This is a genomic window from Alteromonas sp. B31-7, from assembly GCF_015767655.1.
GTDB classification, from domain to species: Bacteria; Pseudomonadota; Gammaproteobacteria; order Enterobacterales; family Alteromonadaceae; genus Alteromonas; species Alteromonas australica.
Window position 1 is genome coordinate 549,193 of sequence record NZ_CP065233.1, and the last position, 21,438, is coordinate 570,630.

Below are 21,438 nucleotides of genomic sequence, written 5' to 3' on the forward strand. Positions count from 1 at the left end.
CTCAATATGCTCAATACCGTCAATGCTCGCGTGCTAACAGGCTATGCGAGTGTGCTTTTTGTCACGCTGCTAGCGGCGGCTGTGCTAACACTCAACAATAGGGAGGTGGCTCGGCACGTTAATATGTTTGTTTCTGAAACACTACCCGCCTTAAAACACATAGATAATATTAAAGCAAACACTAAGTCGATGGTACTAATAGGGTACTCACTGTATGGTTACACTTTAGAAGCTAGCGAGTTTGATGAGCAGTTTGATCGTATCAAGGAATCGACGCTAGCGGCCTTTTATTCCCTAGGGTATACAGATAATGATGACTTGCTTCAAGACTATGAGGCACTGTCTTTTTCATTAAATGCGCTGTTTGAAACAATGACCGCAGACAGCGTAAATTGGGATGTGGCCCGCTCCGATTTACAGCGTATTACACAACTGGCTAGCCAATTCCAACAAGGGCTTGATGAAGTCCGGGTATCAGTGGCAAAGGCGGCAAATAGCCGCACTGCAGAAATAGAAGCGCAGTTATTTTCCAGTCAAATTGTGGTTTATTCACTCATTGTTATTTTGAGTACAGTTGTGCTAATTGCGTTTTGGTTAACGAAAAGAAGTATCGCTCAACCCATCGCTTGCATGGCCGACGAACTCGATGAGCTAGCAAAGACTCGAAACTTAGTGACAGTTTTACCTGCCCATTCAACGCAAGAACTCAATAGAATGACAGACAGTCTTCAAGGGCTTGTTAACGTCTTTGACGCGGGGCTGAAAGATGTGAGGGAAGCTGCTACCGGTATAGATAATGCAACGCTAGTGCTGACGCAATCTAGTTCGGCATCGACCACTTCGGTAGCAAATCTGCGTCTAGAAATCGATGCTCTTGTCGTCATTATGGATGCGTTACACGAAGGTATGTCGCAAAGTTTGACGCGCTCGGAGGTCGCAGCTCAAGTAGCGCAGCAGAGTGCTGGCGATGTGCGCTTAGGGCGCGAAAATGTCCAGCAAACAGCCACTGCCATTTCTGATTTAACGGCCGATATCGAACAAACTGCCGATATTTTAGTGACGTTGCAAAACGAAGGTGAGAACGTATCTAGCGTGGTGAAAACCATTGCTGACATTGCTGCTCAAACGAACTTGTTGGCGCTAAATGCAGCTATTGAAGCGGCGAGGGCAGGAGAGTCTGGACGGGGGTTTGCAGTGGTTGCCGATGAAGTTAGAACTTTAGCTGCGCGTACACATCAGTCCACGTTAGAAATTAACGACATCCTGGAAAAAATTGTCACCGCTATCCAGCGCGCAGGGGCTACCATGAGTTCGAATCAAGATAAGGCGCGCTTTTCTGTTTCGTTGGCTAACGAGTTGGTGGATAGCCTGACCGAAGGAGAAGCCACTATTTCATCTTTGGTTGCGGTTAGCCAAGAAGCGGCAACTCTGGCATCACAATCTCAGCAGCAAGTTGAAAACGTTAAAGCCGTGGTTGATAAATTCAACGGGTTAGGGAGCGATATTTCCGGTAATAACGAACAAGTAGAAAAGGCATCTGGTACCTTGATTCAATTAGCCAGCAACCTCAATATACTCACTAACAAGTTTAAGCTTAGCTAAAAAAAAATGGGTCTCAACTGAGACCCATATCAATTAATGATGTTCGTTTTCACTTTGCTGTTCCGCGAAAATCTTGGATTTCTTTTTGATTTTACATCCTAAGATACGCTGTGCATTCTTACGGCCAATATAATGAGCGACTGTATAGGGGTGTGCACGCTTGAAGAACCGAGAAAACGGATGGAGAACGTTGACCATTTTATGCTCCTTCTGTATAAATAGTGCCCCAAATGAAAGATAGTATTATTACAGTTTGATGTCAATAGTTATTATGGATAGAGTGAAAAATGAGATGCATGTAACAACTTGCTTACATTTAAGGCAAGTTTCCACTTTATCCTTAAAATTTTGTAATGGCTGGGACGAGAAAAAGATCAAAAATTGATGAAAGATCGCATCTTCACACACACAAAAGCGCGTAACAAAAATGATAAATGGTGAAAAGAGTAAGCACCACTTCATTTTAGTGATGCTTACTATATAGGCAAAGTATATAAGAGGAAACGCGCCTTTAGGCTATTTATTAATAGTACGAGAGCTTTTCCGACTTGCCTGAAAATATCTTATATACCATAGCGGTGTAGGCTAAGATGCAAGGTACCACAATCACCACGCCTACAAGCAAAAAGCGTAAGGAGTTTGCGTCACTCAATGCGTCTGTGATGGTCAGTTTACCCGGAATAACAAAGGGGTAGTAACTTATTCCAAACGCACTAAAGCAAAGAACAAAGACTAAGAGGGCGATGAAAAACGGCAGCCATTCTCCTTTGCCTTTCGCCTCTGGAAGTTTTTTCAGTAGCATGCCGCACAAAGACAACAGTGCAAAACAAGCGACAGGAATGGCCATTAACACATAACCCCACGGCGCTGATAGCCATAGCTCCCTGACTTCGTCGTGCAGTGTTAGGTTTGCGATACTCACCGCGACAATGCCTATAGATAAAACACCTAATCCGCGTTTTGCCCAATAATAGGCTTTTTCTTGCAATTGATTTTCCGCTTTTAAAATTAACCAACAACTGCCAATAAACGCGTAAGCAGCAGTGACACCCAATGCCGCTAACAGAGCAAACATCTGCGCCCATAAATCGCTGCGTAGCCCAGTTACATATATCCCCAACATATAACCTTGCGCTAAGGTGGTTAGCAAAGAGCCGTACTTAAATGCTAAATCCCACTTGCGTTTATTAACCTGAACCACTTTTGCGCGAAAGTCGAAAGAGACACCGCGTAATATTAGGCCCAGTAGCATAAAGGTGGCCGGTAGATACAAGCTCTGCAGTACCTCACTGTGTGCTTCAGGAAACGCAAAAAGCAGTAACCCAACCGCCAATACTAACCAGGTTTCATTTGCGTCCCAGTAAGGTCCAATGGAGGCAATCATGTCATCTCTAAATTTTTCATTTCGAGGGGGAAGCAATACGCCCACCCCTAAATCGTAGCCATCTAAAATGGCGTAAAGCAGCACCGCTAAACCCAGTAATCCAATATAAATATTACCTAAGGCGTCGGCAGAAACATTTTCAAATACCATGTGGCCTCCTTATGTATTTGCTGGGGACATTTTTCCGGCTTTCGCCATTTCTCTTTCTTCAGTAGATATTTCTTCAATTTCTACTGCTCGACGGCACATCAACATTAACGTTCCCATATAGGCAAAGAGTAAAACCGTATAAATAATGGCGTATAAGGAGAACGAGAGCACAACGTTTGCCGGGGGTAACTGAGTTACCGCATCTTGAGTACGAAGCACGCCGCTTACTAAATAGGGCTGGCGACCAATTTCAGTAACATACCAACCGGCTAAGGTGGCTATCCAGCCACTAAAGGCCATACCGGCAAAAGTGCGCTTCAACCAAGTGGGCAAGGTTTTATTACGTAGATGATAAAGGCTACCTAACCAAGACACGGCGAGCATTAATAGGCCCATGCCCACCATGACTCTAAAGCCAAAGAACACTGGCGCCACGGGGGGATGTTCTCCTTCAAACTCATTTAGCCCTTTGATTTCACCCTGTAATTCGTGAGTAAGAATAAGACTAGCGCCGTAAGGAACGGGTATTTCAAAATGATTTTCCCTGCTTTCTTCATCTGGAATAGCAAATAGGAGCAGAGGCGCACCCTCGGTGGTTTCCCACAACCCTTCCATGGCGGCCACTTTCTGAGGCTGGTGCTCAAGCGTATTTAGCCCGTGCATGTCACCGGCAAAGATTTGTAGTGGAATAAGCACTGCCGCAGTATAAGTGGCCGTTTTAAGAGCTAACTTAGGTGCAAGTTTATCGTCGCCCTTTAACATTCTATAGGCAGACAAACCGGCGATTAAAAAGCTTGCGGTTAATCCAGACGCCAACATCATGTGAACAAATCGATAGGGAAAGGAAGGGTTAAAAATAATCTCTTTCCAGTTAGTGGCATACACGACGCCATCAACCATTTCAAAGCCTTGCGGGGTTTGCATCCAGCTGTTCAGCGCCAGAATCCAAAAGGCGGAAGTCGTGGTACCTAACGCCACAATCAGTGTGGAGGCGGTATGGAGCCAGTTCGGCACACGGCGTATGCCGAATAGCATAATACCTAAAAACGTGGCTTCTAAGAAAAAGGCGGTGAGGACTTCATAACCCAATAAAGGGCCTGCCACATTGCCGACTTTTTCCATAAATCCTGGCCAGTTAGTGCCAAATTGAAACGACATCGTCACGCCGCTCACCACACCAAGCGCAAAGCTTAATGCAAACACCCTTACCCAAAATCGGTACATACGCATCCATACGGGATGCCCTGAGGTATTTGAACGTAATTTAAAATAGAAAAGAAACCAGCCCATTGCCATGGTGATGGTAGGAAACAGAATATGAAAACTGATATTTAACGCAAATTGTAATCGAGACAGCAAGAATGCATCCACAGATAGCCCCCTTAGTTAACGCTGTTTTTGCCCGGTAATAACTTGTCCTTTAGCTCAAGCATACGACCCACGCCAGATCCCAGCTTCATCAGCGTGTTTAACTTCTCAGGCCCCAGGTGCTGAAGTTCTTCAGACCATGCCGTAATTGATTCGAGTAAATCGTGAATTTCGTTCAACTTTTGTTGCGCGTTCGCCTCTTTTTCATTCGCGGCTTCATCAAGCAGCAAGTCCCTCAACAAACTCATCGTGGGGTCAATTTCTCGCTTGCGACGTTCTTCAAACACACGATTCGCCAGTGTCCAAATATCGCCAGCGGGAATGAAAAAATCTTTTCGCTCGCCAGGCACCAAATGTTGCTTCACCAATCGCCACGACTGTAACTCTTTTAGTCCCATGCTGGTGTTACCTCGCGAGATGTTGAGGGCATCCGCAATTTCTTGGGCAGAAATGGGCTCTTCATTTAGCACAATAAGCGCTAAAATTTGCCCCACGGTACGGTTAAATCCCCAGCGACTTCCCATTTCACCGAAGTGCATCACCGCAGACGTAATGAGTGGTGTCATTTTCATAAGAACTGTCCTGTATGAAGTTTCAGAAATTACTGAAAGTTTATGCCGCTTATTGATCCAGATCAAGTTAATTTTATTTTCAGTTGCGGTTTATGCTGGGATGTTCGCTGTAGCAAAAGCGGGTTGAAGTGTATTTGGGGTGCGCATAGCGGGGCAGGTGACCATATGCGTGGTTAAATGGAAATCCTTGATATAACAAAGCCATTCATTATTGAATGGCTTTGTGCTTAGCTTTGTACTTAATTTGCACCCCTGCTGACATTAGCGTAGGGCAGACGCAGATTACTGACCCGCACCTGTGTTCTGATTGTTCTTATGAAGTTTAGACCATGTATTTGGCATCAGTTCGGTGCTATCGGTTTGTATCGCAAAGAGCTTGCCCGTGGCGTCTGAAGCAGATAAATCAGAAGAAGACAGCCCACCAATATACAAAATGCCGTTACTGTCTATGGCGGGGGATGACCAAGTCACATTTACCTCTAAATCAACCTGCCACTCTAATTCGCCAGCGGGATTATAGCTGTATAGGTAATCGGTTTCCGAGGCAAAGTAGACGTTGCCATTGTCGCCAATGGCGGGTGAAACGTAGATATCCCCTGGAATAGCCACTTGCCATTTAACGCTTTTATCGTTCATGTCTAAGGCGTAAAACTCACTGTTTTCATTACTTTTGGTACCAAAATAAAGGGTAGAACGGGATTCATCTATGGCCACTGATGAGCGAATATGTGGGGCCTCAATCACATCAGGCGTGCCTAATTCGAAGCGCCATCTCAACGCTAAGTTATCGTCAAAGCTGTACAAGATGCCAGCTTCTGAGCCAAAGTAAATATTGTTATTTGAATCGATGGCTGGTGTGGAAAGGACCAGATCATATTCGAATGTTTCTGCGTCTTTGAATTCACCTAATAAGGTATAGTCAGTTAAGTTCAGCTTGAGCACTTTGCCTTCATCAAAAAACACTAATTCCCCGTTATGGTTTACCGCGCCGTTCATAAATCTGTCTTGTCGCTCGCTACAATGACATAAGCGCTCATAAAGCACGTCGCCAGTAGCGGCATCAAATGCGTAAATATCTAACCCGGTATAAATAATCTGATTGTTATAGGCGACAACTTTGGATAGTCCAGAACCGGTTTGATTTGGGTAGGTAGAGACCCGTTTACGCCAAATCTGTGCGCCGATAGAATTTAATGCAATGAGATCGCGATAGGCTTTAGTGAACTCACCGGTACGTTTCTCTACGAGCACATAAATAGTATCGTTATGCACCACGGGGCTTGAGCGAACTTCCTCTCCGTTTGGCAGCGAGTGTTGCCATAGTATACTGCCATCTACGTTATAGGCTGCGACAACATCGTTACCCGCAGAAGGGTTTCGTACGTTTTTAGCTGTGCCCACGTATAAGGTTTGTTCGTCGGTACTTAGCGCCACCGATGAATAATACGCGAAGCTAGCCACAGGGAGTTGAGTGTCCCATACCAATCTAGAAGGCTCGGCGGGGACGTTGGTGTCATTACCATCGTTGTTGCCTGAATAGCCCGAATCACGACTCCCGCTGTCTCCACCGCCACCACATGCTGCAATCAGGGTGCTCAATATCGCTACCTTGATAATGTGACCAATCGATTTCATTTATTCGTTCCTTCTTATCTTAGAATGTGCCGTTTGTAGAGGTTGATTTTTCTGCGGTATATCTGTGAAGCTCACTCAGCGTGAAGGTTTTTACCGTCAGCGTATTAGGCGTACCGCAGAGAAAATTTGACGACACAGTTAATCAAATCCTAAGTGATGATTCCTTCCTTAAATCGCGCAATCTTGAAATGCATTTCTTTGGTAAAGTGTAAAAAATCCCCGCGCGAAGAATCTTCTTCATCTTGCACGTAGGATGAGTAAACCTATAGCGTCGCATCAGTATCGCAACCTGCGGCGTAAATGTTTGAATATACGTTCTCTTACTTGCCGTAAAAGGCGTTGAAGTTACCTTCCACAGTCAGTCTTTCAATATCTTTTACGTTGATGACGTGATTTTAAAAAGCCTTTATAAATTCGCTGTTCCTGTGCAGTTTCTGCACATTTCATCTGTACTCTTGTTTGTCACACGTCGTTAATAGGTGAGATAATCATGGTGAAGAAAGGTTTGCAGGCAAGTGCTCTGGTGGTCGCGAATGTACTTTTGTTAAGTGCTTGTGGTGGAGGAGGTAGTAGTACAGACACGGTGGACTCTGTCTCTATAGTCGACGACTCAAGTGGCACAGATGACAACAGTGGAACCTGTGATAACCCTGTTACTTCATTGCCCACCATATTTTTAGAGTTCAATACCTCACCTAACGTCACTGCAGTGCTTTCATCGGATGGTTGCTACGTGACAGTTGAAGCCAATGGTAAACCTAATCATACGTCTTCATACTGGGATTCAGGCAACGAAAGCGGGCTTTATGTCGAGCCGGAAGATCCTGAGTTGTTTGACCAACGCCGTTCACCAGGTGACATTGAAGACTATATTAATGTATTTACATTAACTGTACCCATAGAGCCAGCGTTGGCGAGTTCCTCATCGGCCACGCCGTTAGGCGCTATTGGTATTGCCACTAGCGGCGCACCTATATTTAATGACTCGGAAGGAAACGGTGATGTGTCTCTTGGTGTTATTCAAGGTTTCGATAGAAACGGTGCGCATACCGGCCCGCAAACTTATCACTATCATTTAGAGCCAGAGGCGATTTCATACGATGATGATAGTCTGGTGGGCATTATGTCTGATGGCTTTTTCATTTATGGTCGACGCTGTTATTCAAGTGTCGATTACCCCACCGATTTGGATGAATCTAACGGTCATACCGCCATAACTCAATTCACCGGCTCAGACGCTGAAGATGCCGAATACCACTATCACATATCTGGTGAGCAATACCTTAACGGCGATTACTACCTTATTTTTCCAGGTAATTTCCAAGGTACGCCTAACGGTGTCAATTAGGTGGTGACGCAATGCTTAACGTGCTAAGTGTCGTATTTTTGTTGTTGATTGGTGGCTTTACAGTATTTAGCGATGTTTTGTTTAGCCCCAATTCGCCTGTACTAAACACCGAACTTGCGACTAACCATCAAGGGCTTCGTATGCTCAATGATGTTCCTTTTAGTGGCGAAATGATCACTCGTTACCCTAGTGGCAAGATGGCGGCACTCGAGGAATTTAAAGACGGCCGACGTCATGGCGTGGTGCAAAAGTGGTTTGAAAGCGACCAACTGGCCTTTCTGTCTCATTACAAAGCGGGCGTGCGTCATGGGGTTACTGAAAGCTGGTGGTTTAATGGTCATCAACGCTCAGCAGCCTTTTTCGTTAACGGAAAAGCAGAAGGTGAAGCCTGGCAATGGTACCGCAATGGAAACAAATTTAAGCGTTTTAACTATCTTGCCGGTCAACCCAGTGGATTGCAGCAAGCTTGGCGCAAAAATGGCAAGTTGTTTAGCAATTTTGAATACAAAAACGGGCGCATTTTTGGCCTAAGAAAATCAAATAACTGTGTAGGGTTAGAAGATGAAAAAATATCTGTGGATTATTATCGTAATCAAGCTGGCGACGCTTAGTGCTGGTGCCTTAAGTGAAGAATTACCTTATTACCAAGATGGGGCATTTACACCTTATTGGCTGTCGAAGGGAGAGGTTGATTTAACGTCTTTCCACAAGATACCTGCATTTAGCTTCACCGACCAAAGCGGCAATACCATCACTCAAAGTGATTTAGACGGAAAAGTATATGTGGCAGGTTTTTTCTTTAGTACCTGCCCGGGCATTTGCCCCACAATTCGTTCTAAGCTTATCAAGGTACAAGACACTTTTGCCAACGATGAAAACGTAAAAATTGTTCAGCACTCTATACGCCCGACTACCGACACAACGGAAATCTTGCAGGCTTATGCGAATAAGAATGGCATTAACAACCAGCAATGGTACTTGCTAACGGGTGATAAAGCGGAAATCTACAGCCTTGCTAAAACCTTTTATTTTGCCAGCGAAGATTTAGGCAATGTACAGAAGAATAAGGATTTTCTACACACTGAAAGCTTGCTTCTTATAGATGAAAACAAGCATATCCGTGGAATTTATAATGGGCTAAATGCGGCCTCGGTGGATTACTTAATTCAAGATATTAAAACGCTACGTCATCAAAAATAATCATGCTCTCGTTTACCATCGCTTTAACATGAGGTCGTATAGCTCTGGGTCAAGCAAGCTTTCACGAGGCGTTACAGGGGCGGTTAATGATAGTTTGGCTTGGTCGAAATCAGCATACTGCACGCCATCCACAATAAACAGGCTAGTATCAGAAGGCAATGAATTGTCTAACGCATAGGCCGTAGATAAAGGCGATGCCGCTGTAGTAATGCGGCTGTTGGCGATAAAGTCAGCCACACCGTCATTGTTCACATCTTTTAGAAGCCAATGAATACCCAACAAGCGGTTATAACTTCCATCTTGCTGCATGGCATCTATGACGGCATTAAAGGTAGAGAGAAAGCCTTGGGCATTGGGTACATCGCTATGCAGCGCTAAACGAAACCCCGATGTCAGCAATGGCTTTGCTGAAAAGCGCAACAACTCTTCATCTACCGAGGCAAGGAGTAAATTAAACTCATCAATCAGCAATTTACTGGTGATTAAAAAGGGCGCTCTGTCATCGGCCAGTTGGCGAAAGGCATCGTAAGTGGAGGGATTGCGAGACCACTTGATGTTTTTTAGTAACCGAAAGGTGGGCGTGTTAGCAAACCTATTTTCGATGGCTACACGGTGACCTTTTAAATGAGGAAACAATTTCACGTTCTCTACTTCCGGGCCTTTCCCAGTAGCATAAAGGGTAAGTGGTAAATAGGGGCGCGAAAGCACGATACCTTGCTGCTTTTCACCCAAGTCGATATAAGCAAACTCACCGTCAACGCGTTTTGCGCGTACAGCACTTCCTAAAAAAGCCTCGCGCATAATTTGAAGATCCACTTGGGTATCGTCCATTTTGGCGAAAGCTTCGTGAAGTAAGGAATTAATTCGGCTGGGTTCGCCGTCATCGGCCACGTAGGTTTCAAAGGGGGCGGCGGCAAGAGAAAGTGCCTCTGCCCCTACGTTGGCGCTAAGTAAAAATAACCCTAACAATATACTGCGCTTTACGTTCTTGGTTGTACTTTTACCCAAAGCCATTTTTAACTACCGCCTTTATTGTTTGCTATTTTTAGTACCGCTGGCATTAACTGTAGTTAAAAACCACTATAACCCAAAGCTGCCCGCTGGACCTGGGTATACCACAGGGCTTTCTAAACCCTCTTTATTCACACTGGCGACACCGAAAAAGTAATTATCAATCACCACATTGTCGAGGGTAGCTTGTGTGACATTGCCAACAAATTTAGAAAATTCCCATTGAGGAGCATCCGTATGACGCCAGTAAATTTTATAGCCGGCTAGTTGCGGGTTCTGTTGTGTATCTAATGCTTCCCATTTTAGTGTCGTCGAGGGCTGAACGGCGCCTGCTATTTCCACATTTGCTGGTGGGTTAGGTGCCCAAGCCATTGCCGCCAAAGAAACGGCATTTAACCCTGTTAATTTAGCAGCATAGTCAAAGTTAACACCATCAAGGGTATCGCCATAAGCAATACCGTCTTCGGTACGTAAGTCTTGGTGTTGACGGGTGTAATTTTCGTTAGTCTCCATAATACGAATACCCGGAAAACCGAGATCATTGAACGGACGATGGTGGCCGCCACGGCCAAACCTGTCTAGCCGGTATATCACCATGGTGTCTAAATTTTCAATATACTGATAGGCAATCTTGTCGATATAGCGGGCCAAATTGCGGCTTGGAGAATCTACCTCTCCGCCGGTAAAGCGGCGTCTACGTGCCTCGGCCTCGGTTTCTGTCACTCGCGTACCTTCCGCAAAGATACGTGCGGTTGTATTATTTATAACCCCATTAACCCCTTCAATATTGCCAATCATATCGTTGTTGAGCACAGCCTTAATTCGCCAGCCGTTTTTCTTAGCGTGTTCAGCCATGATTCGCCCGCCAAATAAGCCTTGCTCTTCACCGGCTAGTGCGGCATACACTATACTGCCGTTAAAGGTGTACTGAGTCAGTATTCGCGCAGCTTCTAACGTACCTGCTACACCAGAGGCATTGTCATTTGCACCGGGAGAATCAGAGGTGAAATCCATCACATCAGATACCCGTGAATCAATGTCGCCAGACATAATCATGTAACGGCTGGGATCTGTGCTGCCTCGTTGAATGGCTATCACACTGACGACGTCCGTTGCCTCGGGTATACGCTTTTCGTTGCTAATTACCTCAGATTGAAAATAAACCTCTAAGCAGCCTCCGCACTCAGCGGAAATCTTTTCGAACTCGGCTTTTATCCATCGGCGGGCAGCACCTATACCTCGGGTATCTGACTCTGTCTCTGATAGCGTGTGGCGGGTACCAAAATTGACCAAGGTGGTAATGTCTTGCTCTATACGTTGCGGGGAGATAGCCTCGGCAATATCGTACAAGGCGCGTTGCTGCGTATTTTCTTCCCCGTGAACCCTTTGTGATGGCATCAGCATAATCGCTAATGAGGAAAAGCAAATAGTGAACAGCCGAGGGCGAGTTAGGCGAGAGGATATATTTTTTATCATTGTTTTCTCCTTTGTGTACTTTAACCATACTGAATACGACGAAAAGGAACAATGTGTACAGTCGCATTTAATAAAAATAGTCAGGCAACTCGCGTAAAGACATTGCATAGCGGAAAGCGCATATGTAACAGGCAATAAACACAAGCGCATAAAAAATGGCGTGAAAGTAAACTCTCACGCCATTTCTTCACGCCATTTGGCGGGTTATTAAATTACAGTGTTGAACTAAAAATCAAAATAGACAATACCGTAGGCAGTCATTTCATCACTCCCTAAGGATTCAAGATAATCATCTGTGCTTATCACATCCTTAGTGTGAATAAACATGTAACTTCCGCTTAGCTCTTCGTCCATGTCGAAGTCAAAATCAAGAGCGAAATCTACATTGTCTGCGTCTAAGGTATCAATAATATCTAGCGACCCTTTGTTCGGCGTAACCAAGGTGAAGAAAAAGGCCACATTATCCTCTGCATTTCGCGCTGAAAAACCTATTTCCACGGAGTCAGCACCTGATGCTGAAAAATCGTAGTTTTCGGTGGTAAAGAAAGACATCGCCTGCTCAGCAAACAGGTTGTAGCTCATCATTGGCAAATCTACCGTGGCGGTATGTGTTGAAGGCAGTCTTACCTCAGCGCCTGTGTAGAAAGTAATATTGACTTCTTCACCATAATCATAGAACTCTTGATATTCGGTATTGAAAACATCAATGCCCGTGGTGGCCTCTCCAGGCTCTTCAAACATGGGGACGCTGGTAGGAAGTTCAGAGGGATCGTAGCCACTTATGTTGTCGGCATAGTAGATGATATTGTCTACCCGCCCCCGAATTGCTAGTCGCAGATTACCGTTAGTGTCTTCATTGTGGTTAGACACATTGATAGGAACTTTTCTGCTAAGTACTGCATTGTCCACCACTAGGGTTTCATCAAAGGTATAGTTGGTGATGAGGGCAGTGTAGTAGTCTTCAGGTACATCGTCCTCTGAATTGGTGAGGGTTAGCGCAATGGCAGGCCATTCCTCGTTGTTTTGGCGACATACCTCAACGTCAACGAAATCGTCTAAATCACGGTCTTCGTAAATAGTTCTCGCGGTAGTGGTTGAGTAAACTACATTAGCAGCAGGCGAGGCCACAGGCACACTGCTGATGTCTAAGGTGACAGTGTCACAATCGCAAGTACCGTCATCAACATAGTCTTGTGAAATAATTCTACGGTCGACAAGTTTATCCGCGGTAACATCAACGTAGGTGTGTATGCGTGGGTAAGGCTGCCCATTCCAGTAGCCAACATTTAGCATGGTGTACGTGGCTACATCTTCATAATCAATAGCAATGTCACCGTTTGCGTCGGCTTCATACACAGCCACAGCAGAGCCATCGCTGCCATGGCGAATCACCATTGCATCGGTTTGTGGCGTTATGTATCCACAGCTAGACATGTAGGTAGCATTGACAACATATTCGTAAGAAGGATTGGTTGGATTGTCACCAGAATTTCCCGGAGGTGGCACATTCGTCTCGCCGTCGCTACCACCGCCGCAGCCTGCCAGTGCGGCAAGTATGCCAGCGGCTAAAAACGTATTTTTATACTTCATTCTCATTCCCTAGAAAGCATACGAAGTGCCCTTTCATGACAGGTCTTTGTGCGTGCGTCCTGCTACTAATAAAGCGACTCTAAAAATGCCTAAGATAACTGTTTTGGTTCGTTAATTATTCATAAGAGAAAAGATACTAGCAGGGTTTAATGCGCAAAAGTAGAAAATATTTACGTAATCTTTACAGTTGGCTGGGGGGAAGAAGTGAACAAGTAAAAACGCCAACAGAAGCGAGTAATACGCTGCGGTTGGCGTCGTTTATTAGGGGGTAACTCATTTCTAACGGGTATGCTTTACTTAAATAAAAGCAAATGCATCACCGAAAAGATTTTCTAACTTAAGGCCGCGGGCGGTTAAGTCGTCGCGAATGGTTTTCGCCATCTCAAAGCGGCCTGCCACATACACTTGAATATTGGCGAAGTCGGCATGGTCAGCCATGACGGCGTGATGCACCCAGCCTGTGCGGCCTTTCCAGTTATCTTCGGCAAACTCTACCACGGGCACAAACGTAAAGTGTGAATGTGTGCTGGCTAATGCTTCTAATGCATCACTCAGGTAAAGATCGCTAGCATGCTTTCCTCCCCAGTACAGGGTAATCGGCGTGGTATCGTTACTGTGTAAGTGCTGCTGCAAAATAGAGTAGGTATAAGAGAACCCCGTGCCACCGGCAATTAATACCATAGGCAACCCATTTGACTGTAAAAAGGCGTCGCCATTATTCACGCTAATGGTAATTTCACCTTCAGCTTCCATACGTGCGAGCACTTCGCCTGCATAAGCATTACCTGCTTCAGCACCAATGTGTAATTCGATACGCGCATTGTCGTAGGCTGCATTAGCAATGGAAAACGGGCGCATATCTTTTTCACCCATCACCACCATAGCATATTGGCCAGCTTGAAAATCTAAAGGAGCGGGTGGTGTAAGCACCACTTTTTTTACGACGTCGGTTAAAGGCGTAATGCTTGCAACCTGACATTTAATGTGTGACATGTATTCTCTTCTTACCTTTGCTGTTAACGTTTAACCGAGGAAGCGTTCATAATACCAAGTTCGTCCCAGATATCATCTACACGTTTTTTCACCGCTTCGTCCATAACGATGGGTTCACCCCACTCACGGTCCGTTTCGCCGGGCATTTTATTGGTTGCGTCCATGCCCATTTTCGAGCCTAGCCCAGATACAGGAGACGCAAAGTCGAGGTAATCAATAGGTGTATTTTCTATCATTACCGTATCACGAGCGGGGTCCATTCGTGTAGTGATGGCCCAGATAACGTCGTTCCAATCCCGCGCGTTGACATCGTCGTCGCACACAATAACAAATTTGGTGTACATAAACTGCCGTAAAAACGACCACACGCCCATCATTACCCGCTTAGCATGACCAGGGTATTGCTTTTTCATCGTCACCACTGCCATGCGATACGAGCAACCCTCTGGGGGTAAATAGAAGTCGACAATTTCAGGAAACTGCTTTTGTAAAATTGGAACAAACACTTCATTAAGCGCCACGCCAAGAATGGCTGGCTCATCGGGCGGACGGCCTGTGTAGGTAGAATGATAAATTGGATCTTTACGGTGGGTGATATGCGTTACCGTAAAAACAGGGAAATCATCCACTTCATTATAGTAACCGGTATGGTCACCGTAAGGTCCCTCTGGAGCGGTTTCATCTTGTGCAATATAGCCTTCAAGAACAATTTCGGCGCTAGCCGGCACTTGCAAATCGTTACTGATAGACTTAACAACTTCTGTTTTGTCACCTCGAAGTAATCCTGCAAATGCATATTCCGAGAGGGTATCTGGCACTGGCGTTACAGCACCTAATATCGTGGCAGGGTCGGCGCCAAGGGCAACTGACACCGGATAGGGTTCGCCAGGGTGAGTCTGACACCATTCACGAAAATCCAGCGCGCCGCCTCGATGCGATAGCCAGCGCATAATCAGTTTGTTTTTCCCAATAACTTGTTGGCGATAAATACCCAAGTTCTGGCGCTTTTTGTGGGGCCCTCGTGTGACGGTGAGACCCCAAGTAACCAAAGGCGCTACATCGCCCGGCCAACAGCGTTGAACGGGTATTTGGGTTAAATCAACTTCTTCGCCACTTATCACTACCTCTTGGCAAGGGGCTTTTTTTACCGTTTTTGCTGGCATGTTTAATACTTGTTTAAACACCGGTAATTTTTGCCAAAGGTCTTTCAATCCTTTTGGCGGCTCTGGTTCTTTTAAGTACGCCAAAAGCTTACCCACTTCCCGCAGCGCCTCCACCGAGTTCTGACCCATGCCCATGGCCACCCGCTCAGGTGTGCCAAATAAATTGGCGAGCACTGGCATGGTATGGTTTTTAGGGTTTTCAAACAATAACGCCGGGCCGCCAGCACGAAGGGTTCTATCGGCGATTTCCGTCATTTCCAAGTCGGTATCAATCTCTTTGGAAATGCGAACAAGTTCACCTTTGGCTTCCAACTGGTGAATAAAGTCACGTAAATCTTTGTACTTCATTTGAACAGGGGGTATCCGCAGACTAAAGTTAGAGGCAAGAATATACTATTTCGCCGTAAAGTCCGACCTGTAAGCACAATAAACGCTGACGGTTAATGCTTTTTAATGTAAGGCACGACGTAAAGGTACACAAAATGATCTGGACAGTCTGGGCAATTGATAGTCATATAGCCCTTCATGGACACAAGGATGTAGGCAATATTTTTGCTCTCATCCCGCAAATGCGAAAAATAAAATAATAACCTTTTTGCCTGAGGTAGAACTATGAACACGTTTAATCAAGATATGGTGGATGAACTAAACCTCATTCTTAAATTTCCCACTAACAGTTTATTGCAAGGGTTGAAAATACACCACGATGCAAGCCAATCCATGGTAAACGCAGCAAGTCGCTTATACGCTAAGGGTATGATTACTCAGCCAGACGGGGGATATTTAACCGACTTAGGTATCGATGTGGCCGATCATGCCCGGCACATTCAAGGTGCTTTATGTACCTCAAAGGGCGGTCACTAGTATAAATGCAGCGTTAAGAATTATCTTACGCTGCCGATAACTCGATTGTATGTTCAACCAACAGTTACAAACTTATGAAGCCATTTACACTATCAACATTGTTTGGGTTATTTTGCCTGGTGGTACACGCGCCCGCGCTGGCCAGAGAAGGTGAAACCTTAGAAGAAGTGCTTGCCGTGCAGCTGTATAGCCAAGATGCATTAATCAAAATGATTAATGAGAACACGCACCTAGATAAAGTAGTGGCAGACCGCTGTCAGCTCGTTCAAGACATAGAAGCCAGAGCCGATGTGTTAAAAGTGCCTGCGTATCAGTTTCTTTGGGGCGATATGTTGGCCTGGGGTGTGTGTGTCGATGCCGCGCCAGCCAGGGGCATTAGTTACATGGAAGATGCTGCCAATCAGGGCTTACCTGCTGCACTAGAACAATTAGGCCGCTACTACGCGAAAGGCACGTTGGTACAGCAAGATAAAAGCAGAGCCGTGGTGTATTTAAGAGAAGCCGCAGCGCTGAAAAATTTATCCGCGCAAATGCGATTAGTGGAATTGTTTTTAGAGGGCTACGGCAGCCCATACGATTATCAAGATGCTTATCATTGGCTACACCACTCGGTAACCGATGATAAAACGCAACATCAAAAAATAGCCACCTATTTAGCCCGTCTTGAAAAGCTTATGCACCCCAAAGCGGTGCGTGAAGCCAAACGGCCAGCAGACAGTTAAACCTAACCTTATTCATCACCCCTGGTTTTCTCTTCGGTACCGCATCACTCAATGAGTGGGTGATGCCCGTGCGTCACAAAACTGCCTTAAAATTGTCACCCACAGGTCATTAATTGGTCGCAATTCGCCTCTAGATTCATTGCCTTCGCAAAAATAAATTCGCATTCGCAAAAAACTAAAAACAACACACACAAATAAGGGACGACACATGTACCGCAAAACGCTATTGGCTAGCGCTGTTTTAAGCGCGCTCGCCATGCCTTCCTATGCGCAAGAAGTGCAAGATGAACAAGAATACATTGAAGAAATTACGGTAACTGCACAGATGCGAGAGCAATCTGTAATGGATGTGCCTGTCACCATGGACGTTATTTCTGGTGAGTTTCTAGAGCGTACAAACATCATGGAACTTGATGAGTTGTCGCGGGTGTTGCCTAATGTGCAAATACAAGAACAGGCGGTGAGTTTACCTTCGTTTAACATACGTGGCGTTACCGACGACACCTCATCCGTATCCAGTACACCTCGCATTTCTGTCTATCAAGATGGCTTTGATATCAGCAAAAAAACAGTATCGAGTGTGTCGCTTTACGACATTGCACGAGTAGAAGTATTAAAAGGGCCGCAACCTACATTGTTTGGTGTAGCGGCAGCAAATGGTGCCATTAGTATCCACTCACAACTTCCTACCGATGAAAAGGAAATGAAAGTACAGCTTGGCTACGATACGCAATCGGGTAAAGAAGCTGAGTTTATGTTCAACAGCCCAATTAACGATAATCACAGTTTCCGTATTGCGGGTTTGTATCGTGAAATGGATGGTATTGTTGAAAATAACGCATGTAGTGACGACAGTTACTATGGCAACGCGAACATGACTGACCATCTTGGCAACAGTGTTTCTTGTAACAGTGAAGATTTGCAAGGTGTGTCGGTTCAAGCGGTTCGAGGTACGTGGAAAGCCACTTACGAGCAACTTGAAGTGATTGCTCGTGCTTCTATGGAATACAACGACCAGCCGGGCATTGCATTTAAGTCTGGTTCTATCGCGCCAAATGGCGGTGATACCAGCCCCTATACTGCGGCTGAATTTAGCATGGGTAGTGAACTGGGTATCGAGCGTACACTTCAAGCATACGATCTCACAATTAACTACGACATCAATAACATGCTTACGCTACACGCCGACGCCTATTACAAAGACGTTGAAGTTAGCGAAGGGTTCGATGCGGATGGTTCAGCGTTACGCATTCAGGATGCATATTTTGATAACGATGCCACGTTGAACGGCGGCTCGGTGCGTTTGGTTTATGACTCTGGGGACAAGCTTGTTGGATTCATTGGTGCATCTACGTCTCATGATGATTCTATATTGCCTTACTATGTTATGGTCGACCCTTTTGTTCGCGGCACGTTTGACGCGGTTAAAGCGCAGCTTGAAGCCACTTTTGATATTCCGCTTGACCAAAATATTGCCACTGATGCTTCACTCGAAGAAATTGAAGCGCTGAGTGCTATCTTAGTGGGTTCATTGTTTAATGCTGACGGTACGCCCATCTCTAACGATGCTTTTCCCGATACCATTATTCAGGGGCCGTATATCTTTGAGGCCGAGTTAGACATTAACTCTTACGTGGCTGAAGTTTCTTACTTTGTTACCGATAACATCAACGTAACAGCAGGTATTCGGTACATTGATGAAACACGTTACACCAAAAACACCTACACCTTAGATGCGGGTACCTTTGTGTTTGAAGGCGAAGGTGATTTTGACGACACTCTTCCGCGCTTAGCCGTCAGTTATGATATGAACAATAACTGGAATTTTTACGCAAACTACGCAAAAGGCCGTCGTTCACCCGTGGTGAATGCCGATGCTTCTGGCGTAACCGTCACAAAAGCGGAAATTGTAGACAGCTACGACGTAGGCGTGAAATACCAAAGTGCTAACTTTACCTTTACCGGTGCCGTGTTTACCTATCAGTATAGCGATTACCAACAGTCGTACACTGATGCAGAAACCCTACAATCTATTACCGTTACTGTAGGTGATTCAACCATGTCCGGTATTGAAGGTATGGCCACTTACCAATATAGCGACACGCTTTCTTTTACCACAAGCCTGGGCTTTTTGGATGCAGAGTTTGCTGATGAAACCGCTGAGGGCACGCCATTCGAATATGGCGGTAACAAGTTTCGCCTAGCACCAGAAGTTAGCGGCGCGATAAACATCAATAAATTGGTCGAAATGGACAACTGGTTATTGGACTTTAACTGGCTAACTAGCTTTCAGTCGAAAGTGTATTTTGAAAGCAGCAACTACCCTGGCCTTTGGCAAGATACCTATTCGTTGACCGATGTCTCGATGAAAGTGTCTAAAGATAACAGCCCGTTCGCCTTTGAACTCTACGTAGACAATTTACTCGACAAAGAGTACCTCATTGATGCGGGTAATACCGGTGGTGGATTAGGTATTCCTACCTTTGTAAGAGGCATGCCTCGAATTGCCGGGGTTCGCTTGTATTACGATTTTTAAGCCACGAGCTTAAGTGATTAAAAAATCCCGCTTTATGCGGGATTTTTTATGTGCAGCATATGCCTGAATAGGCGAGCTCAAGTTTTTCACTGTTGGCTAGGCTGATATTTTTGTGGAGTAGGTAGAAGCAACTTGACCGGCTTTATCACGCACCGTATCTACAAAGTGCCAGGTAGCAACGGCGTGATCGTGAGCAAAGTTCACCGTCATAAATCCGCGCTGGTGGAGGTTGCAGTAGTTCAAGTCGGTGATTAATACAGGTAGGTCGTTGGCGAGGGTTTTCGCGGTATCGTCGTCAAATTTCAAGTAATCTTCCATACCCGGCGAGCTTACGCTAGATGTGCCAAGCTCTGTGGCGACGGCCGTGCCGTCATTAAGCGTTAACGTGTTGTGCCACGCATTGTGGGTATCACCGGCCAATGAAATCACTGGCTTATCGAGTTGACGAATAAAGCCAAGTAATCGCTCACGCTCAACGGGGTAGCCATCCCATGCATCCAAGTTGTAAGGCATCAGCATACTCAGCATGTGAGTTTCCTCTGCAGAAATATCCTCACCGGCTTGTTGACGACGTTTAGCATTGGCTAAGGTGTGAACATGAGCAGGTACCTGTTCACGGGGAACACCATTAAAAATAGACGCAGGAAAATGCATGCGGCCTATTAATAACTGTTGCCCTAACACTTGCCACTTGGCTTCGCTTTTGGTCATATTATTGGTAAGCCATTCACGCTGTGCAGTGCCCAACAGCCCTCTTGAAGGGTTGCTCATGGCGGCGACAAAACCTTGTTGATCGAAGGCGTTCGTTTGTGGGTCGCGAAAATCGCTGTAAACCAGTTGTTTGTCCCGCGCAAGCACACGGGTATCTAGCATATACAAATCCACTAACTTACCAAACGTAAATTGGCGATAAATCTCTAAACGGCTATCGCCAAAGGGGGGGCGAATAGGCAGCCATTCATAATAAGCTTGAACTGCCGCTGCCCGGCGCGCATAAAAGTCACCTTCATCACGCTGATGATTTTGTGCGCCATCTTTATAGGTGTCGTTGGAAATTTCGTGGTCATCCCATACCACAATGAACGGCTTGCGTTGGTGAAGGGAACGCAAGCCTTCGTCGGTGCGATATAGCGCGTAGCGTTTGCGATAATCAGTTAATGTAAAGAGCTCTGTGTCATTGTCTGCAACAAAGGTACGCCCCATTTCTTCAGCGTGCTGGGTTCCGTAACCCTTGCCATCGTATTCATAGATGTAATCGCCCAAATGCAACACATAATCAATGCTGTCTTGCTTGGCGGCTTCGGCATAAGGAGTAAAAAAGCCAGCAGGGTAGTTAGAACAGGAGAACACCCCAAAGGTAACCTCGTTAACTGCGTCACCGGGCAGTGTTTTAGTTTCACCTACGGCACTGACAGAAGACGCACTGCGGAAACGGTAAAAATAGCGGGTACCTGGCTTTAGCCCAGTAACGTCAACCTTAACCGTAAAGTCTCGCGTCGCGTTTGATGACACTTCACCGCTGGCAACTAAGGTATTAAAGCTTTCTGACTCAGCCACTTCCCATATAATTTGCGCTTGATTAGTGTCATCTGAGGGCACGGCTCTCGTCCACAATATAACCGCTGTTTGCAATGGATCGCCGCTGGCAACGCCATGAGTAAATTTTGCAGCAACCTGCGGCTTAGCGATAGATACACAACCCGCCAAGCCGGTAGATACCGTCAGCCCTACGCCCGCGAGAGACGATAATTTTATAAACGATCTTCTGTCCATAATGCCTGCTTATTTATTGATTTTTCGTTAATGGTTATTGTCAGTGGCGAA

The 21,438-nt window shown here is 45.6% G+C and carries 17 protein-coding genes; 7 read left to right on the plus strand and 10 right to left on the minus strand.

The genetic code is table 11. The features are described 5' to 3' along the window. Positions 1-6: 6 nt before the first annotated feature. Positions 7-1,602, plus strand: a complete 1,596-nt coding sequence (locus IUA53_RS02385; protein ID WP_196898217.1) for a methyl-accepting chemotaxis protein — start codon at positions 7-9, stop codon at positions 1,600-1,602. A gap of 523 nt (positions 1,603-2,125) precedes the next feature. Here the strand turns inward: IUA53_RS02385 and IUA53_RS02390 are convergent. The 4 genes from IUA53_RS02390 to IUA53_RS02405 form a co-directional block, all read right to left on the minus strand. Continuing rightward, a complete protein-coding gene (locus IUA53_RS02390; protein ID WP_044058228.1) occupies positions 2,126-3,136 on the minus strand; it encodes a cytochrome d ubiquinol oxidase subunit II in 1,011 nt (336 codons plus the stop codon). 9 nt (positions 3,137-3,145) lie between these two features. Then, the gene (locus tag IUA53_RS02395; RefSeq protein WP_044448816.1) at positions 3,146-4,507 is read right to left on the minus strand and encodes a cytochrome ubiquinol oxidase subunit I; all 1,362 of its coding nucleotides are present in this window, start codon (positions 4,505-4,507) and stop codon (positions 3,146-3,148) included. A gap of 11 nt (positions 4,508-4,518) precedes the next feature. Continuing rightward, positions 4,519-5,076, minus strand: coding sequence for a GbsR/MarR family transcriptional regulator (locus IUA53_RS02400; RefSeq protein ID WP_044058226.1), 558 nt, complete (start codon positions 5,074-5,076; stop codon positions 4,519-4,521). Between the two features lie 282 nt (positions 5,077-5,358). Beyond that, positions 5,359-6,711, minus strand: a complete 1,353-nt coding sequence (locus IUA53_RS02405; RefSeq protein ID WP_082052940.1) for an outer membrane protein assembly factor BamB family protein — start codon at positions 6,709-6,711, stop codon at positions 5,359-5,361. Between the two features lie 490 nt (positions 6,712-7,201). On the opposite strand from IUA53_RS02405, the gene IUA53_RS02410 reads away from it, so the two are divergent. Genes IUA53_RS02410 through IUA53_RS02420 form a run of 3 tightly spaced genes read left to right on the plus strand, consistent with a single transcriptional unit; the run spans position 7,202 to position 9,259 of the window. After that, on the plus strand, positions 7,202-8,059 hold the full coding sequence (locus IUA53_RS02410; protein WP_044058225.1) for a YHYH protein: 858 nt from the start codon (positions 7,202-7,204) through the stop codon (positions 8,057-8,059). An 11-nt stretch (positions 8,060-8,070) separates the two neighbouring features. Continuing rightward, positions 8,071-8,670 (plus strand): toxin-antitoxin system YwqK family antitoxin, encoded by a 600-nt coding sequence (locus tag IUA53_RS02415; protein ID WP_231401241.1) that lies wholly within the window; start codon positions 8,071-8,073, stop codon positions 8,668-8,670. Further along, positions 8,621-9,259: an SCO family protein gene (locus tag IUA53_RS02420; RefSeq protein ID WP_044058223.1), complete on the plus strand. Its 639-nt coding sequence runs from the start codon at positions 8,621-8,623 to the stop codon at positions 9,257-9,259. Before IUA53_RS02415 ends, IUA53_RS02420 begins: the two co-directional genes overlap by 50 nt. A gap of 12 nt (positions 9,260-9,271) precedes the next feature. Here IUA53_RS02420 and IUA53_RS02425 read toward each other — a convergent pair whose 3' ends face one another. From IUA53_RS02425 to ubiD, 5 genes are all read right to left on the minus strand, one after another. Continuing rightward, complete coding sequence (locus IUA53_RS02425; RefSeq protein WP_196898218.1) at positions 9,272-10,273, minus strand: substrate-binding periplasmic protein; 1,002 nt, start codon at positions 10,271-10,273, stop codon at positions 9,272-9,274. 66 nt (positions 10,274-10,339) lie between these two features. Then, a complete protein-coding gene (locus IUA53_RS02430; RefSeq protein WP_231401306.1) occupies positions 10,340-11,674 on the minus strand; it encodes a M28 family metallopeptidase in 1,335 nt (444 codons plus the stop codon). 297 nt (positions 11,675-11,971) lie between these two features. Continuing rightward, positions 11,972-13,336 (minus strand): hypothetical protein, encoded by a 1,365-nt coding sequence (locus IUA53_RS02435; RefSeq protein WP_196898222.1) that lies wholly within the window; start codon positions 13,334-13,336, stop codon positions 11,972-11,974. 297 nt (positions 13,337-13,633) lie between these two features. Then, positions 13,634-14,329, minus strand: coding sequence for an NAD(P)H-flavin reductase (gene fre / locus IUA53_RS02440; RefSeq protein ID WP_044058221.1), 696 nt, complete (start codon positions 14,327-14,329; stop codon positions 13,634-13,636). 23 nt (positions 14,330-14,352) lie between these two features. Then, positions 14,353-15,840, minus strand: coding sequence for a 4-hydroxy-3-polyprenylbenzoate decarboxylase (gene ubiD, locus IUA53_RS02445; RefSeq protein WP_044058220.1), 1,488 nt, complete (start codon positions 15,838-15,840; stop codon positions 14,353-14,355). 264 nt (positions 15,841-16,104) lie between these two features. Between ubiD and IUA53_RS02450 the strand changes: the two genes are divergently transcribed. From IUA53_RS02450 to IUA53_RS02460, 3 genes are all read left to right on the plus strand, one after another. Further along, positions 16,105-16,356, plus strand: coding sequence for a TIGR02647 family protein (locus IUA53_RS02450; protein ID WP_044058219.1), 252 nt, complete (start codon positions 16,105-16,107; stop codon positions 16,354-16,356). 74 nt (positions 16,357-16,430) lie between these two features. Continuing rightward, a complete protein-coding gene (locus tag IUA53_RS02455) occupies positions 16,431-17,078 on the plus strand; it encodes a tetratricopeptide repeat protein (protein ID WP_044058218.1) in 648 nt (215 codons plus the stop codon). Between the two features lie 208 nt (positions 17,079-17,286). After that, on the plus strand, positions 17,287-19,614 hold the full coding sequence (locus tag IUA53_RS02460) for a TonB-dependent receptor (RefSeq protein ID WP_196898224.1): 2,328 nt from the start codon (positions 17,287-17,289) through the stop codon (positions 19,612-19,614). A 96-nt stretch (positions 19,615-19,710) separates the two neighbouring features. On the opposite strand, the gene IUA53_RS02465 is transcribed toward IUA53_RS02460, so the two are convergent. Continuing rightward, positions 19,711-21,387, minus strand: coding sequence for an alkaline phosphatase D family protein (locus IUA53_RS02465; protein WP_196898226.1), 1,677 nt, complete (start codon positions 21,385-21,387; stop codon positions 19,711-19,713). Positions 21,388-21,438: the final 51 nt, after the last annotated feature.

Excerpts from the sequence above, each read along its gene's own strand:
- IUA53_RS02385 (WP_196898217.1), top strand. The coding sequence starts at position 7 with ATGCTCAATACCGTCAATGCTCGCGTGCTAACAGGCTATGCGAGTGTG.
- IUA53_RS02390 (WP_044058228.1), bottom strand. The coding sequence starts at position 3,136 with ATGGTATTTGAAAATGTTTCTGCCGACGCCTTAGGTAATATTTATATT.
- IUA53_RS02400 (WP_044058226.1), bottom strand. The coding sequence starts at position 5,076 with ATGAAAATGACACCACTCATTACGTCTGCGGTGATGCACTTCGGTGAA.
- IUA53_RS02405 (WP_082052940.1), bottom strand. The coding sequence starts at position 6,711 with ATGAAATCGATTGGTCACATTATCAAGGTAGCGATATTGAGCACCCTG.
- IUA53_RS02410 (WP_044058225.1), top strand. The coding sequence starts at position 7,202 with ATGGTGAAGAAAGGTTTGCAGGCAAGTGCTCTGGTGGTCGCGAATGTA.
- IUA53_RS02415 (WP_231401241.1), top strand. The coding sequence starts at position 8,071 with ATGCTTAACGTGCTAAGTGTCGTATTTTTGTTGTTGATTGGTGGCTTT.
- IUA53_RS02420 (WP_044058223.1), top strand. The coding sequence starts at position 8,621 with ATGAAAAAATATCTGTGGATTATTATCGTAATCAAGCTGGCGACGCTT.
- IUA53_RS02425 (WP_196898218.1), bottom strand. The coding sequence starts at position 10,273 with ATGGCTTTGGGTAAAAGTACAACCAAGAACGTAAAGCGCAGTATATTG.
- IUA53_RS02430 (WP_231401306.1), bottom strand. The coding sequence starts at position 11,674 with ATGCTGATGCCATCACAAAGGGTTCACGGGGAAGAAAATACGCAGCAA.
- IUA53_RS02435 (WP_196898222.1), bottom strand. The coding sequence starts at position 13,336 with ATGAAGTATAAAAATACGTTTTTAGCCGCTGGCATACTTGCCGCACTG.
- fre (WP_044058221.1), bottom strand. The coding sequence starts at position 14,329 with ATGTCACACATTAAATGTCAGGTTGCAAGCATTACGCCTTTAACCGAC.
- ubiD (WP_044058220.1), bottom strand. The coding sequence starts at position 15,840 with ATGAAGTACAAAGATTTACGTGACTTTATTCACCAGTTGGAAGCCAAA.
- IUA53_RS02450 (WP_044058219.1), top strand. The coding sequence starts at position 16,105 with ATGAACACGTTTAATCAAGATATGGTGGATGAACTAAACCTCATTCTT.
- IUA53_RS02455 (WP_044058218.1), top strand. The coding sequence starts at position 16,431 with ATGAAGCCATTTACACTATCAACATTGTTTGGGTTATTTTGCCTGGTG.
- IUA53_RS02460 (WP_196898224.1), top strand. The coding sequence starts at position 17,287 with ATGTACCGCAAAACGCTATTGGCTAGCGCTGTTTTAAGCGCGCTCGCC.
- IUA53_RS02465 (WP_196898226.1), bottom strand. The coding sequence starts at position 21,387 with ATGGACAGAAGATCGTTTATAAAATTATCGTCTCTCGCGGGCGTAGGG.